Origin of the sequence: Pseudomonas lopnurensis (assembly GCF_015070855.1) — a bacterium.
In the GTDB taxonomy this organism is placed as follows: domain Bacteria; phylum Pseudomonadota; class Gammaproteobacteria; order Pseudomonadales; family Pseudomonadaceae; genus Stutzerimonas; species Stutzerimonas lopnurensis.
The window spans coordinates 1-23,698 of record NZ_JADDIX010000039.1 but is presented as its reverse complement, the minus strand read 5'-3'; the positions used below and the strand labels follow the sequence as shown (position 1 = coordinate 23,698).

The window sequence follows — 23,698 nt, the reverse complement described above, 5'->3', positions numbered from 1 at the left end:
ACGCGTGGAAAATGCTTCGCAGTTTTCCACCCTACGCGAGGCGGCGATGGGCGTAGGGTGGATAACGCGCAGCTTATCCACCGTTGTGGCCTGTCGATCCGGCTGGTATTGGCATACGCATGGGGCAGGAGCCACATCGTGCTTGTGTAGGAGCCGGCTTGCCGGCGATCGGCGCTGTGCGGCGACGTGGTTCGCGGGCAAGCGGGCAAGCGGGCTACTACAACGGTGCACAAAGGGAGTCCGCATTCATGCCCACCGGACGCGTGGAAAATGCTTCGCAGTTTTCCACCCTACGCGAGGCGGCGATAGGTGTAGTGCTGCGGCTTGAACACCTGGTTGAAATAGCGCCCCAGCGAATCCGCCTCCAGCAGCGCCTGCACCACCGCCGGCGGCACCTGTTCGTAGCGGTACAGCGCGCCGCTGCGAAATTCCACCTCCAGCACCCGCTGCTCGGGGTCGTAGCCCAGCGAGCGCAGGCTGCGCGACTGCACCGGCGTGCGCTTCATCGGCCGGGCTCGGCCGGGCGGCCGAAGCCTTCGGCCTGCAGGCGCCACAGCGCGGCGAATTCGCCGCCGCGCCGGCGCAACTCGTGCGGCGGGCCGTCCTCGACGATGCGGCCGTCGCGCAGCACGACGATGCGATCGAAGTGGGCCAGGGTCGACAGCCGGTGCGCCACCGCCACCACGGTACGGCCCTGGATCAGTTGGTTCAGCGCATCCTGGATTTCCGCCTCGGACTGGGTATCCAGCGCCGAGGTGGCCTCGTCGAGGATCAGGATCGGCGCGTCCTTGAGGAAGGCGCGGGCGATGCCCAGGCGCTGGCGCTGACCGCCGGAGAGCATCACCCCGCGCTCGCCGACCAGGGTCCGATAGCCCTCGGGCAGGGCACGGATGAAGCTGTCGCAGAAGGCATGCCGCGCCGCCTCGAACACTTCCTCGTCGCTGGCCTCGGGGCGGCCGTAGCGGATGTTCTCGAGGATGCTGCGGTTGAACAGCGCGGTCTCTTGCGGCACCACGGCGATCTTCTCGCGCAGGCTGTCCTGGCTGACGTGGCGGATGTCCTGGCCGTCGAGGAGAATCCGCCCGCCCTGCACGTCGTCCAGGCGCTGGATCAGGGCGATCAGCGTCGACTTGCCGGCCCCCGAGGCGCCGACGATGCCGACCTTCTGCCCGGCGGGAATGTGCAGGCTGAAGCCGTCGAACACCGGTTCGCGCTGCGGATAGCCGAAGTGGATGCGCTCGAAGTCGATGTCGCCTTCGTCCAGCGTCAGCGCCGGCTCGGGGTCTTCCAGGCCGTGGGGCTGGTTGATGATGCGCAGGGTGTCGGCGATGGCGCCGATCTGCTGGGTGGCGTCGACCAGCGCCAGGGCCAGGTCGCGTGAGCCGTGCAGGATTCGGAAGGTGAGCGCGCTGACCAGTACCACGTCGCCGGCGCTGACCGTGCCGCCGAGCCAACTGCGCACCGCCCAGATCAGCATGCCGCCGGCCATCAGCGACAGGCAGATGTCGTGCAGCATCCGCGCCTTTTCCAGGTACATCCAGCTGCGCCGCTGGGCGTGGGCCTCGTAGCCGATCTCCTGGGCGAGCCGTTCGGCCTCGCGGTCGCGGGCGGAGAAGGCCTTGATGGTCCAGACGTTGGACACCGCGTCGACCAGCTCGCCGCCGACCCGCGCGGCCTGGGCGGCGAAGCGCAGGTGCTTGCCGCGCCCGCGGATGCCGAAGCCGGTGATCAGCAGCGCCACCAGCAGGACGAAGCCGATCAGCGCCACGGCCATGCGCCAGTCGACGGTGAACAGCACCACCACCGCGCCGAGGAAATCGACGATGGGCGGCACGATCTTCCACGCCAGCCCGCCGTAGAGGGTGCCCGCCGCCTGGCCGACGGCGGAGATGCGATTGCCCAGCGCGCCGGCGAAGTGCTCGTTGAAGTAGCGCATCGGATGGCCGGTGAGGTAGCGGAACAGGTCGACGCGGATGTCCACGCAGCTGGCCACCACGGTGCGGCAGCCGAGCCAGCCGCCGAGCCGCCAGAACACGTTCTCCACCACGATCAGGCCGAGGAACAGCCACAGCGGGAACCACACGTCGGCGCCGGCGCGGTTGCCGCCGCTCTCGGCCATGGCGTCGACCAGCAGTTTCATGCCGTACTGCACCGCCACGGCGCAGATCGCCGCGCTCACCACCAGGGCCAGCAGCCCGCCGAAATGCCAGGGCCGTGCGCACACGTAATGCCAGAGGAATGCCAGCGGCCGGCTCGGCAGCCCCTCGGCGTCGACACGCGCCACGGCGGGTGCGTTCATGCCGGCGCCACGTGCCGCCTGGGTTCGAACGCCGCGAAGCGCGTCTGCTGCAGCTTCAGCTCGTCCGCCAGCCCGGCGTGCACGTCACGCACGCCATTCGCGTCGGCGAAGCCGAACAGCCCGGTCGGGCAGTGGCGCTCGTCGTCCCAGCCGGGGTAGTCGAGCACCGGATACAGGCAGATGCCCTCGATCGCCACGCCGCGTTGCAGGGCGATGCCCACCTGTTCACTGACGTAGCGCAGCCAGTCGCCGCGCAGGTCGCCCTCGGCGCCGGTTTCGGCGATCAGCAGCGGCCGCCCGTAGCGCGTGTGGATCTCGGCGAGGATGCCCTGGAACGGCCGGTAATCGGGATGTTCGCGCTCGATGGTCGGCCCGCCCAGGTACCACTGGTTGTCCGAGTAGTAGTTGATGCCGACGATGTCGAGATATTCCGGCTTGCCGCCGAGGCCCGGCCAGGCCTTGCCGCAGAGCATGTCCCAGGCCTCGAACTGCGCCTGGCGGGCATTTTCCGCCTCGCGCTGGGGCCCGGGACGGTCACTGCGGGCGCTGATGTGAATGGCCGGGTCGACCTGGACGAAGCGCGCCTGCGGATCGACTTCGCGGATCGCCTCGATGGCGGCGATGCTGGCACGCACCAGCTGCTGCTTGAGTTCTGCGCCGCGGCCCCGGCCCAGCGGGTTGAAGATGCCGTGGTCGCCGCCGGCCCAGGCCCAGAAGGACATTTCGTTGATCGGCGAATAGTAGGCCTGCACGTCGCTTTCCTCGCGCACCAGCCGCGCGGCGGCGGCGGCGAAGCGGGCGAAGCGTTCGACGAAACGCGGCCGCCAGATGTCCAGGTCGTCCGGCCAGCCGTAGTGGCACAGGTCCCAGATCACCTGGGTGCCGGAAGCGTTCGCCGCCCTCAGCTGCGGCAGGAAACTGGACCAGTCGTATTCGCCGGGCACGCGCTCGATCAGGTGCCAACGCAGGCCGTCACGCGCCGTGCGGATGCCGTGGCGGCGCAGCGCGGCGTAGTCCTCGGCGACCCAGCGATCATGGCCGGTGGCGGCCAGCAGGTCGAGCCGGCGACCGTCGCCACGGCGATGGGTCGAGCATTCGAAACCGCCGAGGAAGAAGCTGTCGAACAGATTGGGGTGGTGCATCGTTTACCTCTGGTCATGTCGGGGCCGGTGGGGTGTGTTGGGCTTCGTCACTCGTTCCTCAACCCAACCTACATGTCACATAGGTTGGGTTGAGCGAAGCGAAGCCCAACGAGCGGACTCCACCCCACCACCTCACCTCCTCTACGCCATTCATCGCGCCTCAACTCGCCACCGGCGCCAGGGCGCGCTCGGCCTCCTCGATGCGCTTGTAGGCGGCCAGCGCCTGGCCCACCACCTGGTCCATGTTGTAGTACTTGTAGGTGCCGAGGCGGCCGATGAAGGTGACGTTCGGCGTCGCCTCGGCGAGCGCCTGGTAGCGCTTGTAGAGCTCGGCATTCTCCGGTCGCGGGATCGGGTAGTAGGGATCGCCTTCGGCCGAGGGGTATTCGTAGGTGATGCTGGTCTTCGGATGCTGCTGGCCGGTGAGGTGCTTGTATTCGCTGATGCGCGTGTAGGGCACGTCCTCGGCGGGGTAGTTGACCGTGCCGACCGCCTGGAAGCGTTCCTGGTCGAGGCTCTTGTGCTCGAACTTCAGCGAACGGTAGGGCAGCTTGCCGAAGCGGTAGTCGAAGTATTCGTCGATCGGGCCGCAGAAGATCAGTTGGTCGTGCTGCACCTCGTCGCGGATCTCGCGGTAGTCGGTGTTGAGCATCACCTTGATGTTGGGGTGCGCCAGCATCTTCTCGAACATCTTCGTGTAGCCGTGCCTGGGCATCTGCTGGAAGCTGTCGGTGAAGTAGCGGTCGTCGGTGTTGGTGCGGGTGGGAATGCGCGAGGTGACCGACTTGTCCAGCTGCGACGGGTCCAGCCCCCACTGCTTGCGGGTGTAGCCGCGGAAGAACGTCTGGTACAGCTCGCGACCGATACCGTTGATCACCACGTCCTCGCTGGTGCGGATGTCCGCCACCGGCTCGGCGCGGCTGGCGAGGAAATCCGCCGCGTCCTGCTCGGTGGTCAGGTTCAGCCCGTAGAGCAGGTTCAGCGTGGTCATGTTGATCGGGATCGGCACCTGCTGGCCGTGCACCTGCGCCAGCACGCGGTGCTCGTAGGGCCGCCACTCGGTGAAGCGCGACAGGTAGTCGACGATGCGCTGCGAGTTGGTGTGGAAGATGTGCGGCCCGTAACGGTGGATCAGCACGCCGGCCTCGTCGTGGTAGTCGTAGGCGTTGCCGCCGATGTGCGGCCGCCGGTCGATCACCAGCACGCGCTTGTTCAGCCCGACCGCCAGGCGCTCGGCGAGCACGCTGCCGGCGAAGCCGGCGCCGACGATCAGGTAGTCGAAGCCGCGCCTGCGCGCCTGCGGCTGTTCGCCGGCGCCGCCGCCGAGGGATTCGGGGTTGCCGTCTTGCGGGCTCAGATCGCGCATTGCATCTTCTCCTTCATCAGGCTCCAGGTGTGGTCCCAGGACATGTCGCCGAGGATCTCGTCGGCCGTGGCCAGCAGGCGGTCGCGGTCTTCGGCGTCGGCCAGCGCGACCTCGGCCGCGGCGACGAACGCCTCGACGTCATCGGCGATGCGCACGATGCCGGTGTCGCCGTAGGTGCGCACCACGTCGGTGATCGGCGTGGACACCACCGGACAGCCGCCGGCGAGGTATTCGGGGGTCTTGGTCGGGCTGATGAAGCGGGTCGATTCGTTCAGCGCGAAGGGCATGATCGCCACGTCCCAGCCAGCCAGGTACTGCGGCAGTTCATCGTAGGTCTTGCCGCCGAGGTAGTGGATGTTGTCGCGCTGCGGCAGCTCGGCCGGGTCGAGCTTGACCACCGGGCCGACCAGCACGATCTGCCAGTCCGGCCGCGCCGCGGCGACCTGTTCGATCAGTGCGAGGTCCAGGCGCTCGTCGATGACACCGTAGAAGCCCAGGCGCGGATGGGGGATTTCCGCCTGGTCGTCCGGGTCGTGCTGCGGCCGGCGCGCGGCGGCGAAGTGCTCGACGTCGACACTGCTGGGGAACGGATGGGCATTGTCGTGGCGCTGGCGCTTGGCCTCGTAGAGGCTGTGGCCGCCGGTGAAGACCAGGTTGGCGCGGCACATCAGTTCCACCTCGCGCTCGATCAGTTGCGGCGGCGCCCCGCGGAAGGCCGACAGTTCGTCCATGCAGTCGTAGACGATCAGGCTCGGCGCCAGGTGATCGGAGAATGCCAGGCTCATCGGCGTGTAGTACCAGAGCATCAGCTCGTCGACGCCGAGCCTGGCCAGATAGTCGTCGAGCAGCCGGCGCTGCGCCCGGTTCGCCTCCTCGCCCTCGCAGCCGGACGGCAGGCGCGGAATCAGCACCTGCACGCCGTTCTCCTCGGGCCGCACTTCCAGCCAGGGCTCGGCGTCCTCGGTGGGGATCGGCTCTTCGTGGAACAGCACGTTGTAATCACGGGCGAAGCGCGACATCAGGTGCTGCGGGCGCTGGTAGACGAAGCTCCAGCGCAGGTGCGACAGGCACAGCAGGGTCGGCACCTGCTCGTCGAAGACCACTTCGGCCGGTGCCTGTCGCGCGTCGCGGGATTTGCCGATGTCGTATTGGAAAGGGCCGGCCCAGCTCATCTAGCACCTCGTTCCGAGTGGTGACGCACGGGCCGCTCCGGCCCGGTCGCGCAACACGTCAAAAGCCAGCGCAGCCCTGCGTAAGGCGTGTGATCACGGGGCGCCGCGGGGCATTTTTCCGCCCTGCTTGCAGCGCTGCCTGCCGGTAATGGACGACAACCGCCGTTGCGGGTTCCCGCCAATCATCCGATGGCTAGGGTCCGTTGGGATTGCGCATGGCCGCGACGGAGCCTCGACAGCCCTGACTGTCGCCCGGCTGGCGGGCCGATGGAACTTGGCCGGAGGTTACCCCGTCCCTATCTGCAGGACGCCAGTTTTAGACCCGGCACCGGAACCCGCGCGCAGCCTGTCGTCGCCGTTCTGTTCCGTTGCGCCGATCCCAATTGCGGAGACTCATGCAGCGCCAGCCCCGGCCAGCCGCAGTGTCCCGAGCGTGTTCGAAAAGACTGCGAATTTCGGAGGTAGACGATGATTCTGGTGACAGGAGGAGCTGGCTACATAGGCTCGCATGCGGTGCTCGAACTGCTGCTGGCCGGACATGAAGTGCTGGTGCTCGACAACCTGTGCAACAGCTCGCAGCACGCGCTCGACCGGGTCGAACAGTTGGCCGGACGGCCGCTGCACTTCGTCAAGGGCGACGTGCGCAACCGCGCGCTGCTCAAGGCCCTATTCGCCGCCTACCCGGTCACCGCGGTGATGCACTTCGCCGGCCTCAAGGCGGTCGGCGAAAGCGTGCGCGAGCCGCTGCGCTACTACGAGACCAACGTCAGCGGCAGCATCGCGCTGTGCCAGGCGATGGCCGAGGCGGGCATCTTCAGGCTGGTGTTCAGCTCCTCGGCCACCGTCTATGGCGAGTCGCCGGTGATGCCGATCACCGAAGAACTGCCCACCGGGATACCGACCAACCCCTATGGTCAGTCCAAGCTGATGGCCGAGAACGTGCTCAAGGGGCTGGCCAATTCCGACCCGCGCTGGTCCATCGGCCTGCTGCGCTACTTCAATCCGATCGGCGCCCACGAATCCGGGCTGATCGGCGAGGATCCCAACGGCGTGCCGAACAACCTGCTGCCCTACATGCTCCAGGTGGCGGTGGGCCGGCGAAAGCAGCTGAACGTCTACGGCGACGACTACCCGACCCCGGACGGCACCGGCATCCGCGACTACATCCACGTGGTCGACCTGGTGAAGGGCCATCTGCAGGCGCTGGAGCGGCTCGACCGGGTGCATGGCGTCTCGGTGTGGAACCTCGGTACCGGCCAGGGCCATTCGGTGCGCGAGATGATCACCGCCTTCGAGGAAGTCACCGGAAAGCCGCTGCCGCACATGATCAAGCCGCGCCGCACCGGCGACATCGCCCAGTGCTGGTCCGACCCGAGCAAGGCCTGGCAGGAACTCGGCTGGCGCGCCGAGAAGGACCTGGTGACCATGCTCGCCGACGCCTGGCGCTGGCAGAGCCGCAATCCGCGCGGCTACGCCGAGGAACGCAAGGCGCCGGCGGCGCTGGCCAGTTGAACCCCTTCGGCCCCAGGGTCTGCCTTCCATGCGTTGCCGCGACTCGGGAAGCGCAACAGCCTTTCGAGCGTAGGAGCCAGAGCGTAGGACATAATGCCCAGCGAGCGCGTAGGGCGGGTGCAACCCGCCTACGACCGGCGATCGATGGATCAGGCGCGGCGCACGTCTAGAGACCGCAGACGCTGCCGTCGCTGCGCGGATCGGCGGCCCCTTCGAGCACCCCGCCGGGATGGCGCAGCAGTGCGCCGGCGTGGCCCATGGTGTCGCTGAAGGCCTCGTCCAGCACCTCGACCACGTGCCCGGCCGCGCGGAGCTGCTCGACCAGCTCCGGCGCGAAGCGGCTTTCCAGCTTCAGGCTGGTGCTGACATCGCCCCAGGTGCGCCCCAACAGCCAGCGCGGTGCGCTGACCGCCGCCTGCAGGTCGCTGCCCAGACGGTAGCGGCTGAATATCGCGGCCTGGGTCTGCGGCTGGCCCTCGCCGCCCATGGTGCCGTAGCTCAGCACGCGGCCGTCGTCGAACAATGCCAGCGCCGGATTGAGGGTGTGGAAGGGCTTGCGCCCCGGCTCCAGCGCCTGCAGCGCCTCGGGGTCGAGGGAAAAGCTGATGCCACGGTTCTGCCAGGCCACGCCGCTGGTCGGCAGTACCACGCCGGAGCCAAACTCCCAGTACACGCTCTGGATGAAGCTCACCGCGCGACCTTCGCCATCGATGCAACCCATCCAGATGGTGTCGCCCGGTGCGGCGGGGCGCGGCCATTGCAGCGCTGTCTGCGTGTCCACGGCGGCGGCCAGCTGGTCGAGTGTGGCCGGGTCGAGGAAGCCCTGCGGATCGGCCGGCAGGCGGCGCGGGTCGGTGACCACGCGATCACGGATCATGAAGGCCTGCTTGGTCGACTCGACCAGGCCATGCACATGGGCGAAGCCTTCGGCTTCGGCCACCTCGAGGCGCTCGAACACGCCGAGGATCAACAGCGACGCCAGGCCCTGGGTCGGCGGCGGCATGTTGTACAGGGTGGCGTCGCCCAGGCGCACCTGCAGCGGCGTGACCACCTGCGCCTGGTAGGCCTGCAGGTCGGCCAGGCGCAGCGGGCTGCCAAGCCGTTCCAGCTCGCTGGCCATACTGGCCGCCAGCTCACCCCGGTAGAAATCATCCAGCCCCTTTTCCGCCAGGTGCTCCAAGGTCCTGGCCAGGGCAGCCTGCTTCATCAGGCTACCTTCGCTCGGCACCTGCCCGCCATCGGTCAGGTAGACGTCGGCAAAACCGGGCACGTCCTTGAGCTCGTCGAACTTGACCCGCGTGAGGTGCGCCTGGCTGCGGCTGACCACGATGCCATCGCGTGCCTGGCCGATGGCCTCGGCCAGCAGGTCGCGCAGCGGCAGCGGGCGACCCCAGCCAGCGGCCACCTCCAGGGCCTTGGCCCAACCGCCGACGGTGCCGGCCACGGTCAATGCCGCCTTGGGGCCGCGGCTGGGGATCTGCTCGCAACCGGCGTAGAAGGCACGGCTGGCCAGGGCGGCGCTGCTACCGCAGGCATCGATGGCCACAGGCGCCTTGCCCGGCTCGTGGATCAGCCAGAAGCCGTCGCCGCCAATGGCGTTCATGTGGGGATAGACCACGGCGATGCTCGCTGCTGCGGCGACCATGGCTTCGACGGCATTGCCACCGGCCTTGAGCACGTCACGGCCGGCCTGGGCGGCCAGGTGATGAGGGGCGACGAAAATGCCGCGGGTGGCGTGGGTACTTTTCAGCATGAACGATCCTCAGAACGAGAAGGCGCCAAACAGCATGCGGACAGCCGTCAGGGCGAGAAACAGGGCGAACAGGCGGCGCAGCAGGCTCGCGTTGATGGCATGGGCGATGCGCGCCCCCCAGGGCGCGGTGAGCATGGTCACCGGGACGATCAAGGCCAGCCCGAGCAGGTTGACGTAGCCCAGGGTGGCCGGCGGCAAGTGGCTCGCGTCCAGGCCGTTGATCAGGTACGCGAGCGCGCCGGGCAAGCTGATCACCACGCCCAGGGCCGCGCCGGTGCCGACCGCGATGTGCATGGGTGTGCGGCAGGCATTGAGGATCGGCACGCTGAGGGTGCCGCCACCGATGCCCATCAGCGTCGACAGGCTGCCGATGAACAGGCCCAGCACGCCGGTGCCCAGCGTGCCGGGCAGGCCGTCGCGCAGGCTGAGGTTGCGCTCGAACGCCATGTTCAGCGCCACCAGCAGGGCGATCACGGCGAAGATCGCCGCCAGCACCTGGCCACTGAGGTAGCCGCTGAGCAACGCACCGATGAGCACGCCGATCAGGGTGCCGGGGATCAATGGCTTGAGCAGCTCCGGCTTGAGGCCGCCGCGCCGGTAATGGGCACGCGCCGAGATGATCGAGGTCGGTACGATGGCCGCCAGCGAGGTGCCGACGGCCACGTGCATGCGCACCTCGGGATCGATGCCGAGCAGGGTGAACAGGTGATACAGCACCGGTACGATGACGATGCCGCCGCCGACGCCAAGCAGGCCGGCGAGGATGCCGGCTACCGCCCCCGTCAGCAGCAGGGCAGCGACCAGCCCGGCGAGCCACAGCGGGCTGTAGGCAGAAAAGAATTCCATGATCGACTCTCCAGGTATTACCAGCCGATGGCCTTGGGCAGCCAGGTGGCCAGGTTCGGGAAGCAGAACACCAGGGCCACGGCGAGGATCTGCAACCCGACGAAGGGCACGGCACCGGCATAGATGTCCCGGGTACTGATACCCGGCGGCGCCACCCCCTTGAGGAAGAATAGCGACCAGCCGAAGGGTGGCGTGAGGAACGACATCTGCAGGTTCAGCGCGACCAGGATCGCCAGCCAGACCATGTCGGTGCCATAGCCCATGAACACCGGCAGGAACATCGGCAGGGCGATGTAGGAGATCTCGATCCACTCCAGGAAGAAGCCGAGCACGAACAGCAACACCATGAGGAACAGGATCGCACCCAGTTCGCCACCCGGCAGCAGATCGAACAGGTCATGCACCAGCGCCTCGCCACCCAGGCCGCGGAAGGCCAGGGAGAATGGCTGCGAGCAGAGCAGGATGAGGAAGATCATCGCGCTGATGCTCAAGGTCCCGTGCAGCGTCTGCTTGAGGGTGTCGCGGTTCAGCCGGCCGGCGCAGGCGGCGATCACCAGGGCGCCCAGGGCGCCGACGGATGCGGCTTCGGTAGGCGCGGCCAGCCCGCCGATGATCGAACCGAGCACGCAGATGACCAGCAGCAGCGGCGGCAATACCGACCGGGCGATGTTCTTCCACAGCTGCTGGCGGCTGAGCAGGGCGCGTTCCTCGGCGGGAATCGCCGGCACCCACTGCGGGCGCAGCCAGCCGAGCAGAAGCATGTAGGCGACGTAGACTCCGGCCAGCATCAGACTGGGGATGAACGCCGCGGCGAAGATCGAACCCACCGACTCGCCGAGGATGTCGGCCAGCAGGATCAGCACCAGGCTCGGCGGAATGATCTGCCCCAGCGTGCCGGACGCGCAGATGGTGCCGCAGGCCACGCTGGGCTTATAGCCACGGCGCAGCAGCACCGGCAGGGTCAGCAGGCCGATGGTGACCACGGTGGCGCCGACGATGCCGGTGGAGGCGCCCAGCAGCACGCCGACCAGCACGATGGCCAGCCCCATGCCGCCGTTCAGGCCACCCATGGCCTGGCCCACGGTTTCCAGCATGTCCTCGGCGACCCGGGATTTCTCCAGCATCACCCCCATGAAGGTGAACAATGGAATCGCCAGCAGGGTGTAGTTGCTGACCACGCCGAACATCCGCGCCGGCAGCAGGCTGAACAGCATCGGACCGAAGCCGATCAGGCCGGCGGCGAATCCCGACACCGCCAGGGAGATGGCCACCGGCACGCCGACCATCATCATCGCGAAGAAGGCGAAGACCATGCTGATCGCCAACCATTCGTTGAGGCTCACGACGGCACCTCCGCGGACGTCCGCGGCACGGCCAGCAGACCGCTCAGCGCGCGCAGGGTATCGGCGATGCCCTGCAGGGCGAAGAGGGCGAACCCCAGCGGCAGGAAGGCCTTGACCAGGTAGCGATGGGGCAGCCCGCCCGGATCGGGCGAGCCTTCGCCGATCCGGTAGGACTGCATCATGTAATGCCAGCAGGCCCAGGCCAGGAAGGCTCCGAGCAGGCAGGTGGCCAGGGCGCTGAACAGGTCGACGGCGGCCCGGGTGCGGGCCCGGAACGTCTCGTAGATGAAGTCCACGCGGACATCCGCGCGGTGCTTGAGAACGTAGGAAATGCCCAGCATGGCGATCGGCGAGATGAGGAACCATTCCAGTTCCTGCAGCGCTACCGGACTGACATCGAAGCCGTAGCGAACCAGCACGTTGGTCGAAACCAGCAGTACCAGCAGCAACAGGCAACCCCGCGCCACGCTACCCAGGAGCTCGACCAGCTGTTCGAGACGGTTGATCACGACCCACATCGGCTCAGGCCTCCAGGTCCATGAAGCCTTTCTCGCCCACGGCCGACCAGTACCGGTACTTCTCGCGGAAGGCCATGAAATGGTCATGCACCTTGCGCGTCGCCGGATCGGCGGCGGCCATGCTCGCCAGGGTGTCGGCGGTGACTTCGCGCAGGCGCGCGATGATGTCGCCCGGCAGCGGCCTGGCCATCACCCCTTCGTTGTTCACCAGGTCTTCCAGCGCCTCGGCGTTGACCGCGTCGGACCAGGCCAGGCTCTCGGCATTGCAGGCCTGGGCGCAGATGCGCACGATCGCCTGCAGATCGGCCGGCAGGCTGTCCCAGGCCTTCTTGTTGATGATCAGCTCGGTGACGTTGGTCGGCTCGTGCCAGCCGGTGGTGTAGTAGTTCTTCGCCGCCTTGTGCAGGCCCATGCGCCGATCCTGGTAGGGGCCGACGAATTCGGCGGCATCGATCACCCCGCGCTCCAGCGCCGGGAAGATCTCGCCGCCGGGCAGCAGGCGCACGGTCACGCCCAGTTCGCTGTAGACCTTGCCGGCGAGACCCGGGATGCGCATCTTCAGGCCCTTGAGGCTGTCGACGCCTTCCAGCGGCCGACGGAACCAGCCGGTCATCTGCGTGCCGGTGTTGCCCATGGGCATCGGCACCAGACCATGGGGTTCGTAGAGTTCTTCCCACAGCTTCAGGGCGCCGCCGTTGTACAGCCAGGCATTCATGCCCTGGGTATTCATGCCGAAGGGCACCGCGGTGAAATACTGCGCGGCGGGGATCTTGCCGGCCCAGAAATAGGCGTTGGCGGCGTTCATCTCGACCAGGCCGCTGGTGACCGCGTCGAAGCCTTCCAGCGCCGGGATCAGCTCGCCGGCGGCGAAGTGCTGGATTTTCAGCCGGCCGTTGGACATGGCCTCGACCCGCTTGCAGAAATCCGTCGGGCTGCCCGGCCCCTGGACGTAGAACGGCGAGCCCGGGGCATAGGCGTTGGTCATCTTCCAGTTGAAGGTCTTGTCGCTGGCGGCGGTCGCGATCGCGGGGGCGCCCAGGGTCAGGCCGGCACCTGCGGCAACGGCTCCGGCGCCAAGGAATTTACGTCGGTTGAGGCTCATGGCGGATCTCCTGTTGCACAGTCCGTGATTCCGATCGGCGGGCTGCCTATCGGATGTAAAGTCGTGCGCAAGGCCTAGAGCAACAGCCGTGCCAGCCAAATATTTTTCGTAACTTATTGATTTTTATTGATTTATTCATCGACCCAGGAAAACTGGCGATCGCCTTGCTGCACAAAAAACACGCATGCCGGGCCACAGGGCCTCGACGAAACGGCAGCGCGACCCGGTAAATCGATACATTCGTCAGCTGCGCGAAGCCGTTTGGATTCGATCGGTCCTCCGCGCGCCGTCGCGGATGACGAATGTCAGCTGCGCACCATGAGGAGGCGGCGAGCCCCGTTATAAGGCGCGGTCGGCTTCATAACCGGGCCCCACCGCGGCGGTGCTTGACCCGGGTGAGCAGCGCCTTGCAGTCCACCGCGAGGATCTCCGGGTGATTGAAGATGTGCTCGCGGACGAAGCCATCGAAGGTCTCGTAGCTGTCGGTCAGGGTATGGATATGCAGGCTCTTCAGGTCGCTCATGATGTACAGGCTGACCACCTCCACGGTGCCCGCCAGCCGCTCGGCCACCGCCTCGATGGCCGCGGGCGCCACGGTCAGGTCGATGAAGGTGGAGATCCCCTTGCCGAGCTTTTCCGGATTGACCACGGCGGTGAATTTCTCGATCACCCCGCTATCCACCAGCGCCTGCACCCGGGTGCGGGCATGCGCGCGGGAAATGTTCAACTGACGGGCGATATCGGCGAAGGAGGTGCGTGAGTCCTTGATCAGGATGTTGAGCAGTGCGTTGTCCAGCTTGTTCATGGAGGCGTGGCTTGCGTGACAGGAAATGCCGTACGGGATGCGGGTTGCATGCCAATCGAGGGGCGCGCAAACCGTCTCCCGCGCCGCATTCATGCGCTACCCCTGCACCTCGCGCGTCAACCAGCGCGCCAGTTGCTCGGCGCGTCGATCCATGCGTCGCACCGGCACCCACAGCGCCAGCTTCGCCTCGGTTTCGACGAAGCCCCAGGGCGCCAGCAGGCGCCCGGCGGCCAAGTCGTCGGCCACCAGCTGCTGCGGGGCGATGGCCACGCCGAGGCCTGCCAGCGCCGCCTCCAGCAGGAAATAGAGGTGTTCGAAGCTCTGCCCCAGCCGGAGCTGCGCCGGCTCCAGGCCGTTGCCGCGCGCCCAGCGTGGCCAGGCCTGCGGCCGCGAGGCGGTATGCAGCAGCGCTTCGCCGAGCAGGGCCACGGGCGGGGCGTCACGCAAGGCGGCGCAGCGCGGATGATGCGGGCTGAGCACCGGGCCGATGCGTTCGGCGGCCAGCTCGAACACCCGCATGTCCGCCGGCCAGGGCGGTTCGGCGTACCACAGCGTGGCGTCCAGCCCGGGCCGGTGCGGGTCCAGTTCGCCCTCGCTGGCCGAGAGCTGCAGGCGCAGCTCCGGCAGGTCGCGGTTGAGCCGGTCCAGCCGCGGGATGAACCAGCGCGCCAGCAGGCTGCCGGGGCAACCGAGCACGAACGGCGCCTCGGCGGTCTGCCGCTGCAGCTCGGCGCAGGTGCTGCGCAGGCGCTCGAAGGCGTCGCTGGCGACATCGCGCAGGCGGATACCGGCATCGGTGAGTTTTACGCCGCGTCCTTCCTTGACCAGCAGGGCCAGGCCAAGCTGCTCTTCCAGCTGTCGAACCTGCCGACTGATGGCGCCATGGGTGACATGCAGCTCGGTGGCCGCCTGCTTCAGGCTGCCGAGACGCGCCACGGCCTCGAAGGCGCGCAAGGCATTGAGCGGGGGAAGGCTGGCGTTCATAGGTGAGTTTTCCTGACCAATTGCAGCGATCTTATCGCTTTTTTTCCCCGCTGCATCCGGTTAGGGTGCATGCAATCGCGTAGGAGCGGGCCATGCCCGCGAACCGGTAGCCCGGTCATTGGCGTGGTTTCATTCGCGGCCAAGGGCCGCTCCTACAAAAGAACTCCAGGAGATCGCCCATGACTTCATACCGCAACGGCCCCGATTCCCGCGGCCTGTTCGGCCAGTTCGGCGGCCAGTACGTCGCCGAAACCCTGATGCCGCTGATCCACGAGCTGGCCGCCGAATACGAGAAGGCCAAGCAGGACCCCGAGTTCGCCAAGGAACTCGCCTACTTCCAGCGCGACTACATCGGCCGCCCCTCGCCGCTGTACTTCGCCGAACGCCTGACCGAGTTCTGCGGCGGCGCGAAGATCTACTTGAAGCGCGAGGAGCTGAACCACACCGGCGCGCACAAGATCAACAACTGCATCGGCCAGATCCTCCTGGCCCGGCGCATGGGCAAGCAGCGCATCATCGCCGAGACCGGCGCCGGCATGCACGGCGTGGCCACCGCCACCGTGGCCGCGCGCTTCGGCATGCAGTGCGTGATCTACATGGGCACCACCGACATCGACCGCCAGCAGGCCAACGTCTTTCGCATGAAGCTCTTGGGCGCCGAGGTGATCCCGGTCACCGCCGGCACCGGCACGCTGAAGGACGCGATGAACGAAGCCCTGCGCGACTGGGTGACCAACGTCGACAGCACCTTCTACCTGATCGGCACCGTCGCCGGCCCGCACCCCTACCCGGCCATGGTCCGCGACTTCCAGGCGGTGATCGGCAAGGAAACCCGCGACCAGCTGCAGGCCCAGGAAGGCCGCCTGCCCGACTCGCTGGTGGCCTGCATCGGCGGCGGCTCGAATGCCATGGGCCTGTTCCACCCGTTTCTCGATGACGCCAGCGTGAAGATCGTCGGCGTCGAGGCCGCCGGCTACGGCATCGAGACCGGCAAGCACGCCGCCAGCCTCAACGGCGGCGAGCCCGGCGTGCTGCACGGCAACCGCACCTTCCTGCTGCAGGACGACGACGGCCAGATCATCGACGCCCACTCCATTTCCGCCGGCCTCGACTATCCCGGCATCGGCCCCGAACATGCCTGGCTGCACGACATCGGCCGCGTCGAGTACACCTCGATCACCGACCAGGAGGCGCTCGACGCCTTCCACCAGTGCTGCCGCCTGGAAGGCATCATTCCGGCGCTGGAGTCCTCCCATGCGCTGGCCGAAGTCTTCAAGCGCGCGCCGAAGCTGCCGAAGGACCATCTGATGGTGGTCAACCTGTCCGGGCGCGGCGACAAGGACATGCAGACCGTCATGCACCACTTTGCCGAACAGGAGGAGCGCATATGAGCCGCCTCGAGACCCGCTTCGCCGAACTCAAGCAGCAGGGCCGCGCGGCCCTGGTCACCTTCGTCACCGCCGGCGACCCGGACTATGACACTTCCTTGCAGATCCTCAAGGGCCTGCCGGCGGCCGGCGCCGACGTCATCGAGCTGGGCATGCCGTTCACCGACCCGATGGCCGACGGCCCGGCGATCCAGCTGGCCAACCTGCGCGCCCTGGCCGGCAAGCAGAACATGCGCAAGACGCTGCAGATGGTCCGCGAATTCCGCGAGGACGACAGCACCACGCCGCTGGTGCTGATGGGCTACTTCAACCCGATCCACCACTACGGCGTGCCGCGCTTCGTCGAGGACGCGCTGGCCGCCGGCGTCGACGGCCTGATCGTCGTCGACCTGCCGCCGGAGCACAACGAAGACCTCTGCGACCCGGCCCAGGCCGCGGGCATCGACTTCATCCGCCTGACCACCCCGACCACCGACGACCAGCGCCTGCCGGTAGTGCTCAACGGCAGTTCGGGCTTCGTCTACTACGTCTCGGTGGCCGGCGTGACCGGTGCCGGCTCCGCCACCCTGGAGCACGTCGAAGAAGCCGTGGCGCGCCTCAAGCGCCACACCGACCTGCCGGTGTGCGTCGGCTTCGGCATCCGCACCCCGGAGCAGGCCGCAGCCATCGCCCGGCTGACCGACGGCGTGGTGGTGGGCTCGGCACTGATCGACCAGATCGCCAGCGCCAAGAGCTCGGAAGAAGCCGTCGAAGGCGTGCTCGGCCTGTGTCGCGAGATCAGCGCCGGGGTACGCACCGCCCGCGGCTGACGCATTACTCGCTGGTACGAAAAGCCGCTGCATCCGTGATCGGGGCAGCGGCTTCTTCATTACTGGCGTGACGGGACAGGGCGTCGTCCTTCACCCGTATCGCAGGCTCGGCCCTTCGCGCTACAGCTTGCGGTAGCGACGGCACTGCTGAACGACGTATTTGCGCACATGCTGAACCTTCGTCCACCCCGCTTCATCCATGCCCGCAGCTTGCAGTTCGGCTCGCAACTCGGCGCTATTGGCGGCTGGCTCGAGCAGATCCAGCATTTGTCGGAGCTCGCGCAGCACGAACGGCGGCGCAAGGCCCATCGCGCGCGCCAGTTCTTCCCAGTCAGCCCTGCACAGCTGCTGCGGATGGAAATTACTCCCCACTGCAAAGCCCAGGCTGGGGCTGTAGGGCAGCACCATCGTGCACACCAGGTCATAGGCCGGCGCCAATGACCAGCGTCCACTGGCGTCTTGTAGCAGCGAAAGATTCTTGGCGTGGCCATCGCTGTTGCCGGCCAGCACGTTGAATATCTGCCAGCGCAGCAACTGGCGCACCTGCAGCGCTGGCATGGCCGTCACTGCGCGCAACAGCGCTGCGCAGGCGGCCAACGTCGGGCCGCCCTCCTCCTGATACTTCAGCCGCCGCGGATAGCCGAGCGCCTGGCACATGTCCTCCTGATGAACACGCTCGATTCGATTCGCCACTCGCTCGCGATCGTAACGAGTGACAGCGAGGTAGTGAGCCCTCCCGGCCTGACCTGCGTGCGAGCCGGGAACATCGAGCCCGGCGATTCGGGCCAGACGGTTCATATAAAGCTCGTTGAAGACCAACGCCGGCTTCAGCGCAAACTTGATCAGATGTGACGAGGCGGCGGCGCCGAGCGGAAGGTAGAGCTGCTCCTTCTCGATGATTACGGGAATCTTGTCCTGGGCACCGGCAAGCGAAAGCCGTGTCGCCTTGCCCGGCTGAAACAAGGCATAGCGCTCCTTGCCCTGAGCCCATCGCGCCAGTTGGTTCGGATCGACCGGCTCACGGCCAGCGGTCGCCAGCGCATCCGCCCGCGTATGGTCGACGATGCGCAACGCCCCCGCGCAATCGCCACCAATGGCGGCCAGCAGCGAAAAATCGTCATCAGCGACCCCAAGCCGGTTCACCAGCATCTGCCGCGAAGCTTCCTCGGGAAGTAGATTGGCAAACCAGTTGTGTGCCATGCCAACCGTTGGCGCGAACACACCGGTTGCAAGCGGCAAGCTATTGGAGATGGCAAACCGTGCTGCTTCGCCATAACGAAAACCCATGGTGCGGCCATCATCACCTAGCCATAGCTCACCGATACATCGATCGCCCCGGTAGACGCCGAGAAGCCCGCTCACAGGTCGCCCCCGTCACGTCTTGCCGCCAGCAGCTCGATGCCGAGCGTCTGACACACATTCAGCACCCGCCCGAACGAGCAACTCTCGCGGCCATTTTCCAGTTCGCTCAGAAACCGCACGCTCACGCCACACAGCCCGGCCGCATCCACCAGACGCAGCCCCTGACGCTTGCGGGTCCGCTGGATGAGCTTGCCGAGTTCGGCCATCGAAGAGAATACGGTAGGTTCGATCATTTTCCCGTTCCGTACAATTTGCCGTTCAAGGCAGTTCCGTTCATTTTTTATCCCGATAGGGAAAAATACTCTCCATGGCTTGCCGACGCACTTCATTTTTTACGTATCGGGAAAAAATGCCGCTCCCCGATAGAGCCCACGCAGAGAAGCCATCATTCATCAATGACCAATATCGACCCGCTTGATTTCGACCTCGCCGGCCAGGCGCGTAGGATGCGGTGCACATCCCCGGTTCAACCCACTCGAGGAGATCGACATGCCTGATACCACTTACGTACCGCCGAAAGTCTGGACGCATGACGCGCCGTCGGGCGGCAAGTTCGCCAGCATCAACGCCCCCACCGCCGGCGCGCGCGAGGAAAAGCCGTTGCCGGTGGGCAAGCACCCGCTGCAGCTCTATTCGCTGGCCACGCCCAACGGTGTGAAGGTCAGCATCATGCTTGAGGAGCTGCTCGCCCTGGGCCACAGCGGCGCCGAGTACGACGCCTGGCTGATCAACATCGGTGACGGCGACCAGTTCGGCAGCGGCTTCGTCGAGATCAATCCGAACTCGAAGATCCCCGCCCTGGTGGATCGCAGCGTCGAAGGCGAACCGCTGCGGGTATTCGAATCCGGCTCGATCCTGGTCTATCTGGCGGAGAAGTTCGGCGCCTTCCTGCCCACGGAAACCCGCGCGCGCACCGAAACCCTCAACTGGCTGTTCTGGCAGATGGGTTCGGCACCCTTCCTCGGCGGCGGCTTCGGCCATTTCTATGCCTACGCGCCGGAGAAATACGAATACCCGATCAACCGCTACGCGATGGAGGTCAAACGGCAGCTCGACGTGCTCGACCGCCAGTTGGCCGAGCGCCGCTACATCGCCGGCGACGACTACAGCATCGCCGACATGGCCATCTGGCCCTGGTACGGCGGGCTGGTGCGCGGCGAGCTGTACGGCGCTGGCGAATTTCTCTCGGTGCACGAATACCAGCACGTGCAGCGCTGGGCTGCCGAGATCGCCGAGCGCCCCGCCGTGATCCGCGGACGCAAGGTCAACCGCACCTGGGGCGACGAATCGGAACAGGCCCCCGAACGCCACAGCGCCGCCGACCTCGACTGATCCGCTCCATGTAGGGTGGAAAACGGCGCAGCCTTTTCCACCTCTCACCACGCAGCCAGCCGGTGGATAAGCGCCACGCGCGTTATCCACCCTACGCTCGGCGTTCTCGGTACAGGCTGGCCTCGACGTGTGGGTGAAATCGGCGCAGCCTTGTCCACCGTCTGGCCTACACCCCGCCCGGCGACGGGCTGGCCCATCTCACACTTCCGTGCCCCGATCGAAGGGTTCGGCACCACCCTGCCGCCACACCCGCGCCAGCGACTGGCGCCGACCGCTGATCCCGCGACGCTGAACTATGCCGGTAGCCCCGCACCCAATATTCATGAGCGCTGCTAATCCACGCTCCACCACCCGGACAGGCCGTTTTACGGATAAGCGCCACGCTCGGAACCCGGTTGTTCGACACAACGTGAGGTGAGCCATGAGACATACACTGGTCGCAGCGTTCGCCACGCTGACCGATGCCAACCGCACCCGCGGCGACCTGATGGCGCGGGGCATTCCACGCGAGCAGGTCCATGCGGTCGGTGCCGAAAGCGCCGACATCCATGCCTACGACGCCCCCTACAGCACTACCGACGCCCCGCTGGACCGCACCGAGCATGAATCCAGGGTCGCGCACTTCTTCAGGTCGCTGTTCGGCCACGAGCCCCGCGAAGAACACCGCCACTACGCGACGGCCTACCCGGAAGCGGTACGCCGCGGCGCCCTGGTGATCGCCGTGGACGTGTACGACGAAGATCAGCTGGTCAGGGCGCGCGACGCGCTGGAGTACAACGGCGCGATCGACATCCACGAGCGCGGTGCGGGCGCCCTGGGTGCATCCGACGGCCATGCCGGGCCCACCAGCCCCTATGCCGGCGCGACCGGCGGCGACAGCCACCTGGACAAGCACTTCACCCGCAGCGGGACCGGCAGCGAACCGCTTACGGCAAGCGAGCGCCCTGCCGCAGGCGCCAGTGCGGCCGAGACAACCACCGCAGGCCATACCGCCCCAACCGCCTACGAAAACCGCGACTCGGCCGATACCGGTCGCTATGACATCGGCGGTGCCGCCAAGCGGGCCGGTACGGACTACCCGGAAACCACCGCCACCACAGCGCCGACCGGTGCCGGCGCGACCGGCCACGGCAGTGCAGAAACGCCAGAAGTGGCGCCCGGCGTCGGCACCCGCGACGCCGGGCTCTGCCGCGACCGCATCTGCGTGATCCAGCGCCCGAGCTGACGCCGCCCGCCCGACGATTCACGGGCCGCAATGCGGCCCGTTGTCTATCGGCACCAACAAGCGCTGGCGATACGGCCCGACGCCCGCACGCATCGCCCATCCGCAGGGCAGAAAACGGCAACGCCTTTTCCCGCACCAGAAGCCAGCACCGTAGGGTGGGCTGAAGCCCACCGTCACCGGCACGGAATTCCCCCGGTGGGCTGAAGCCCACCCTACCCTCTACTGTTGCCGACCGCCGGATGGTTCACGGGCTGCAATGCGGCCCGTTGTCTATCGGCACCAACAGGCGCTGGCGATACGGCCCGACGCCCGCACGCATCGCCGCATCCGCAGGGCAGAAAACGGCAACGCCTTTTCCCGCACCAGAAGCCAGCACCGTAGGGTGGGCTGAAGCCCACCCTGCCGACTGCTCGCCCTGCTCGCTGTACACGGCGACACCGAATGGCTGGCCTTCGACCAGCAACTCATAGCGCTGCTGCGCGGCGTCGTGGCGAATGCTGGCTTGTCTATCGGTCATGGCGGACTTCCTCTCAGGTAAATGACTGGGCTAGAAGTACGAGTGGGCGCGGCGGACAAGGGTTCAGCGCTCGGCGCGCGCCGGCCTCAATCTACCCCGACAAAGCCACCCGTCTGGTGCTGCCACAGCCGCGCATAGAGCCCGCCGCGGGCGATCAGCTCGGCGTGGGTGCCGGTCTCGATCACCTGGCCCTTGTCGATCACCACCAAGCGATCCATACGCGCGATGGTCGACAGCCGGTGCGCGATGGCGATCACCGTCTTGCCCTCCATCAGGGTATCCAGGCTCTCCTGAATCGCCGCCTCGACCTCAGAATCCAGCGCCGAAGTGGCTTCGTCGAGCACCAGGATCGGCGCGTCCTTGAGCAGCACCCGGGCGATGGCGATGCGCTGGCGCTGCCCGCCGGAGAGCTTCACGCCGCGCTCACCGACCATCGCCTCGAAGCCCTTGCCGCCCTGGCTGTCGTCCAGGGTCTTGATGAACGCGTCCGCGCGGGCCTTGCGTGCCGCGGCCCAGAGTTCTTCTTCGCTGGCGTCGGGCTTGCCGTAGCGCAGGTTGTCGCGGATCGAACGGTGCAGCAGCGCGGTGTCCTGGGTGACCACGCCGATATTGGCGCGCAGGCTCTCCTGGCTGACCTCGGCGACGTTCTGCCCGTCGATGAGGATGCGCCCGCTCTCCAGGTCGTAGAGGCGCAGCAGCAGATTGACCAGCGTCGACTTGCCCGCACCCGACGGCCCGACCAGGCCGATCTTCTCGCCCGGACGAATGTCGATGCTCAGCCCGCTGATCACCCCGCCCTGCTTGCCGTAGTGGAAATGCACATCGTCGAAGCGCACGGCGCCCTGCGCCACCTTGAGCGGCCTGGCGTCCTCGGGGTCGAGCACGTCACGCGGCCGGACGATGCTCTTCATGCCGTCCTGCACGGTGCCGACGTTCTCGAAGATGCCGTTGACCACCCACATGATCCACTCGGCCATGTTGTTGATGCGGATCACCAGGCCTAGCGCCAGGGCGATGGCGCCTGTGGTGATCAGCGCCTCGCTCCACAGCCACAGCGCCAGCGCGCCGGTGCCGACGATCAACAGGCCGTTCATGCAGGTGATCAGGAAATCCAGGCTGGTGATCACGCGCGACTGCAGACGGAACTTGCCGAGCAGCTCCTGCATGGCCTCGCGGGCGTAGCTTTCCTCTTCCCGCGAATGGGCGAACAGCTTGAGCGTGGCGACGTTGCTGTAGCCATCCACCACCCGCCCCATCACCTTCGAACGCGCCGCGGACGCCGCCGCCGAACGCGCACGAATGCGCGGCACGAAGTACCAGAGGGCGGCGCTGTAGCCGACGATCCACAGCAGCAACGGCACGATCAGCCGCAGGTCGGCGGCGGCGAACAGATACAGCGCGCTGCCGGCATAGACCACCACATGCCACAGCGCATCGATCACCTGCATGGCCGAATCGCGCAGCGACGGCCCGGTCTGCATCACCCGCTGGGCGATGCGCCCGGCGAAATCGTTCTGGAAGAAGTTCAGGCTCTGCTTGAGCACGTAGCGGTGGTTCTGCCAGCGGATCAGATTGGTCAGCCCCGGGTTGATCGCCTGATGCGTCAGCAGGTTGTGCAGGCCGAACACCAGCGGCCGGATGACCAGCGCCACCGCCGCCATCCACAGCAATTCGTTGCGGTGCTCGGCAAAGAACGTCCGCGCATCGCCCGTCGCCTGGGCCATATCGATCAACTGGCCGAGAAAGCTGAACAGCGCCACCTCGATCAACGCCGCGAAAAAGCCGACCACCAGCACCGCGGTCATCAATGGCCAGACCTGCTTCAGGTAATGCACATAGAAGCGCAGCATCCCGGCCGGCGGCGCAACGTCCGGACTGGGCTTGAAGACATCGATCAGGTTTTCGAAACGGCTAAACAGCATGGGGAGGTCTGCTTTGTGGCGAGGTGGGCGGGCGTAATTCTCGAATACGACCGCTCGGGCGCGGCATCCCGGTTGGACGCCCAGAGCCCGCGAGCGTTTCGCCAACCAGATCCCCAACCCGTCGATTCGCATCGGTGGTGGACAAGCGAAGCGTTGTCCCCCCTACGCCACTCCGCCTCCTCTGCCGACACCGCGCATTGGTAGGGTGGAAAACGGCGGAGCCTTTTCCACGCGTTGCGTTCAGGCTACCTCGCTATTAACCTGGCAAATAAATAGGGCATACTGGATAATCTGTCCCCAT

At 66.8% G+C, this 23,698-nt stretch carries 21 protein-coding genes; 5 read left to right on the top strand and 16 right to left on the bottom strand.

Translation table 11 applies throughout. The features are described from left to right. Window positions 1-290: 290 nt before the first annotated feature. The 5 genes from IN820_RS08015 to IN820_RS07995 all read right to left on the bottom strand — a co-directional run bounded on the left by IN820_RS08015 (window position 291) and on the right by IN820_RS07995 (window position 5,979). The gene (locus IN820_RS08015; protein WP_193680474.1) at window positions 291-506 is read right to left on the bottom strand and encodes a KTSC domain-containing protein; all 216 of its coding nucleotides are present in this window, start codon (window positions 504-506) and stop codon (window positions 291-293) included. Continuing rightward, on the bottom strand, window positions 503-2,299 hold the full coding sequence (locus IN820_RS08010; protein WP_193680473.1) for an ABC transporter ATP-binding protein: 1,797 nt from the start codon (window positions 2,297-2,299) through the stop codon (window positions 503-505). The genes IN820_RS08015 and IN820_RS08010 overlap by 4 nt, the downstream gene beginning before the upstream one ends. Then, on the bottom strand, window positions 2,296-3,441 hold the full coding sequence (locus IN820_RS08005; protein WP_193680472.1) for a glycoside hydrolase family 1 protein: 1,146 nt from the start codon (window positions 3,439-3,441) through the stop codon (window positions 2,296-2,298). The genes IN820_RS08010 and IN820_RS08005 overlap by 4 nt, the downstream gene beginning before the upstream one ends. A 160-nt stretch (window positions 3,442-3,601) precedes the next feature. Continuing rightward, the gene (gene glf, locus IN820_RS08000) at window positions 3,602-4,807 is read right to left on the bottom strand and encodes a UDP-galactopyranose mutase (RefSeq protein WP_193680471.1); all 1,206 of its coding nucleotides are present in this window, start codon (window positions 4,805-4,807) and stop codon (window positions 3,602-3,604) included. Further along, window positions 4,795-5,979, bottom strand: coding sequence for a glycosyltransferase family 1 protein (locus IN820_RS07995; RefSeq protein ID WP_193680470.1), 1,185 nt, complete (start codon window positions 5,977-5,979; stop codon window positions 4,795-4,797). Before IN820_RS07995 ends, glf begins: the two co-directional genes overlap by 13 nt. A 468-nt stretch (window positions 5,980-6,447) precedes the next feature. Between IN820_RS07995 and galE the strand changes: the two genes are divergently transcribed. Then, window positions 6,448-7,491: a UDP-glucose 4-epimerase GalE gene (gene galE / locus IN820_RS07990; RefSeq protein WP_193680469.1), complete on the top strand. Its 1,044-nt coding sequence runs from the start codon at window positions 6,448-6,450 to the stop codon at window positions 7,489-7,491. Between the two features lie 166 nt (window positions 7,492-7,657). Here galE and IN820_RS07985 read toward each other — a convergent pair whose 3' ends face one another. The 7 genes from IN820_RS07985 to IN820_RS07955 form a co-directional block, all read right to left on the bottom strand. Next, a complete protein-coding gene (locus tag IN820_RS07985) occupies window positions 7,658-9,244 on the bottom strand; it encodes a gamma-glutamyltransferase family protein (protein WP_193680468.1) in 1,587 nt (528 codons plus the stop codon). A gap of 9 nt (window positions 9,245-9,253) precedes the next feature. Beyond that, window positions 9,254-10,090: a sulfite exporter TauE/SafE family protein gene (locus IN820_RS07980; protein WP_193680467.1), complete on the bottom strand. Its 837-nt coding sequence runs from the start codon at window positions 10,088-10,090 to the stop codon at window positions 9,254-9,256. A gap of 17 nt (window positions 10,091-10,107) precedes the next feature. Then, window positions 10,108-11,433, bottom strand: coding sequence for a TRAP transporter large permease (locus IN820_RS07975; protein ID WP_193680466.1), 1,326 nt, complete (start codon window positions 11,431-11,433; stop codon window positions 10,108-10,110). Then, on the bottom strand, window positions 11,430-11,951 hold the full coding sequence (locus IN820_RS07970) for a TRAP transporter small permease subunit (RefSeq protein ID WP_193680465.1): 522 nt from the start codon (window positions 11,949-11,951) through the stop codon (window positions 11,430-11,432). Before IN820_RS07970 ends, IN820_RS07975 begins: the two co-directional genes overlap by 4 nt. 4 nt (window positions 11,952-11,955) lie before the next feature. Next, the gene (locus tag IN820_RS07965; RefSeq protein ID WP_193680464.1) at window positions 11,956-13,053 is read right to left on the bottom strand and encodes a TRAP transporter substrate-binding protein; all 1,098 of its coding nucleotides are present in this window, start codon (window positions 13,051-13,053) and stop codon (window positions 11,956-11,958) included. Window positions 13,054-13,411: 358 nt separating this feature from the next. After that, window positions 13,412-13,858: an Lrp/AsnC family transcriptional regulator gene (locus IN820_RS07960; RefSeq protein ID WP_193680463.1), complete on the bottom strand. Its 447-nt coding sequence runs from the start codon at window positions 13,856-13,858 to the stop codon at window positions 13,412-13,414. A gap of 96 nt (window positions 13,859-13,954) precedes the next feature. Beyond that, window positions 13,955-14,842 carry a LysR family transcriptional regulator gene (locus IN820_RS07955; RefSeq protein WP_193680462.1) on the bottom strand — a complete coding sequence of 296 codons (888 nt, stop codon included), beginning with the start codon at window positions 14,840-14,842 and terminating at the stop codon, window positions 13,955-13,957. A gap of 179 nt (window positions 14,843-15,021) precedes the next feature. Here IN820_RS07955 and trpB point away from each other — a divergent pair, with 179 nt between their 5' ends. Together trpB and trpA are read left to right on the top strand one after the other, a co-directional pair. Continuing rightward, complete coding sequence (trpB, locus tag IN820_RS07950; protein WP_193680461.1) at window positions 15,022-16,233, top strand: tryptophan synthase subunit beta; 1,212 nt, start codon at window positions 15,022-15,024, stop codon at window positions 16,231-16,233. After that, entirely contained in the window at window positions 16,230-17,039 is an 810-nt protein-coding gene (gene trpA, locus IN820_RS07945; protein WP_193680460.1) for a tryptophan synthase subunit alpha, read from the top strand. Before trpB ends, trpA begins: the two co-directional genes overlap by 4 nt. A 120-nt stretch (window positions 17,040-17,159) precedes the next feature. Here the strand turns inward: trpA and IN820_RS07940 are convergent, their stop codons facing one another. Continuing rightward, a complete protein-coding gene (locus IN820_RS07940; protein ID WP_193680459.1) occupies window positions 17,160-18,401 on the bottom strand; it encodes a type II toxin-antitoxin system HipA family toxin in 1,242 nt (413 codons plus the stop codon). Next, window positions 18,398-18,634, bottom strand: coding sequence for a helix-turn-helix domain-containing protein (locus tag IN820_RS07935; RefSeq protein ID WP_235989102.1), 237 nt, complete (start codon window positions 18,632-18,634; stop codon window positions 18,398-18,400). The genes IN820_RS07940 and IN820_RS07935 overlap by 4 nt, the downstream gene beginning before the upstream one ends. Before the next feature lie 256 nt (window positions 18,635-18,890). Here IN820_RS07935 and yghU point away from each other — a divergent pair, with 256 nt between their 5' ends. Continuing rightward, window positions 18,891-19,733 (top strand): glutathione-dependent disulfide-bond oxidoreductase, encoded by an 843-nt coding sequence (gene yghU, locus IN820_RS07930; RefSeq protein ID WP_193680458.1) that lies wholly within the window; start codon window positions 18,891-18,893, stop codon window positions 19,731-19,733. 421 nt (window positions 19,734-20,154) lie between these two features. Continuing rightward, on the top strand, window positions 20,155-20,958 hold the full coding sequence (locus tag IN820_RS07925) for a hypothetical protein (RefSeq protein WP_193680457.1): 804 nt from the start codon (window positions 20,155-20,157) through the stop codon (window positions 20,956-20,958). A 244-nt stretch (window positions 20,959-21,202) separates the two neighbouring features. Here the strand turns inward: IN820_RS07925 and IN820_RS22560 are convergent, their stop codons facing one another. Beyond that, entirely contained in the window at window positions 21,203-21,475 is a 273-nt protein-coding gene (locus IN820_RS22560; RefSeq protein ID WP_235989101.1) for an N-acetyltransferase, read from the bottom strand. A gap of 86 nt (window positions 21,476-21,561) precedes the next feature. Then, entirely contained in the window at window positions 21,562-23,397 is a 1,836-nt protein-coding gene (locus IN820_RS07915) for an ABC transporter ATP-binding protein (protein WP_193680456.1), read from the bottom strand. Between the last annotated feature and the right edge of the window lie 301 nt (window positions 23,398-23,698).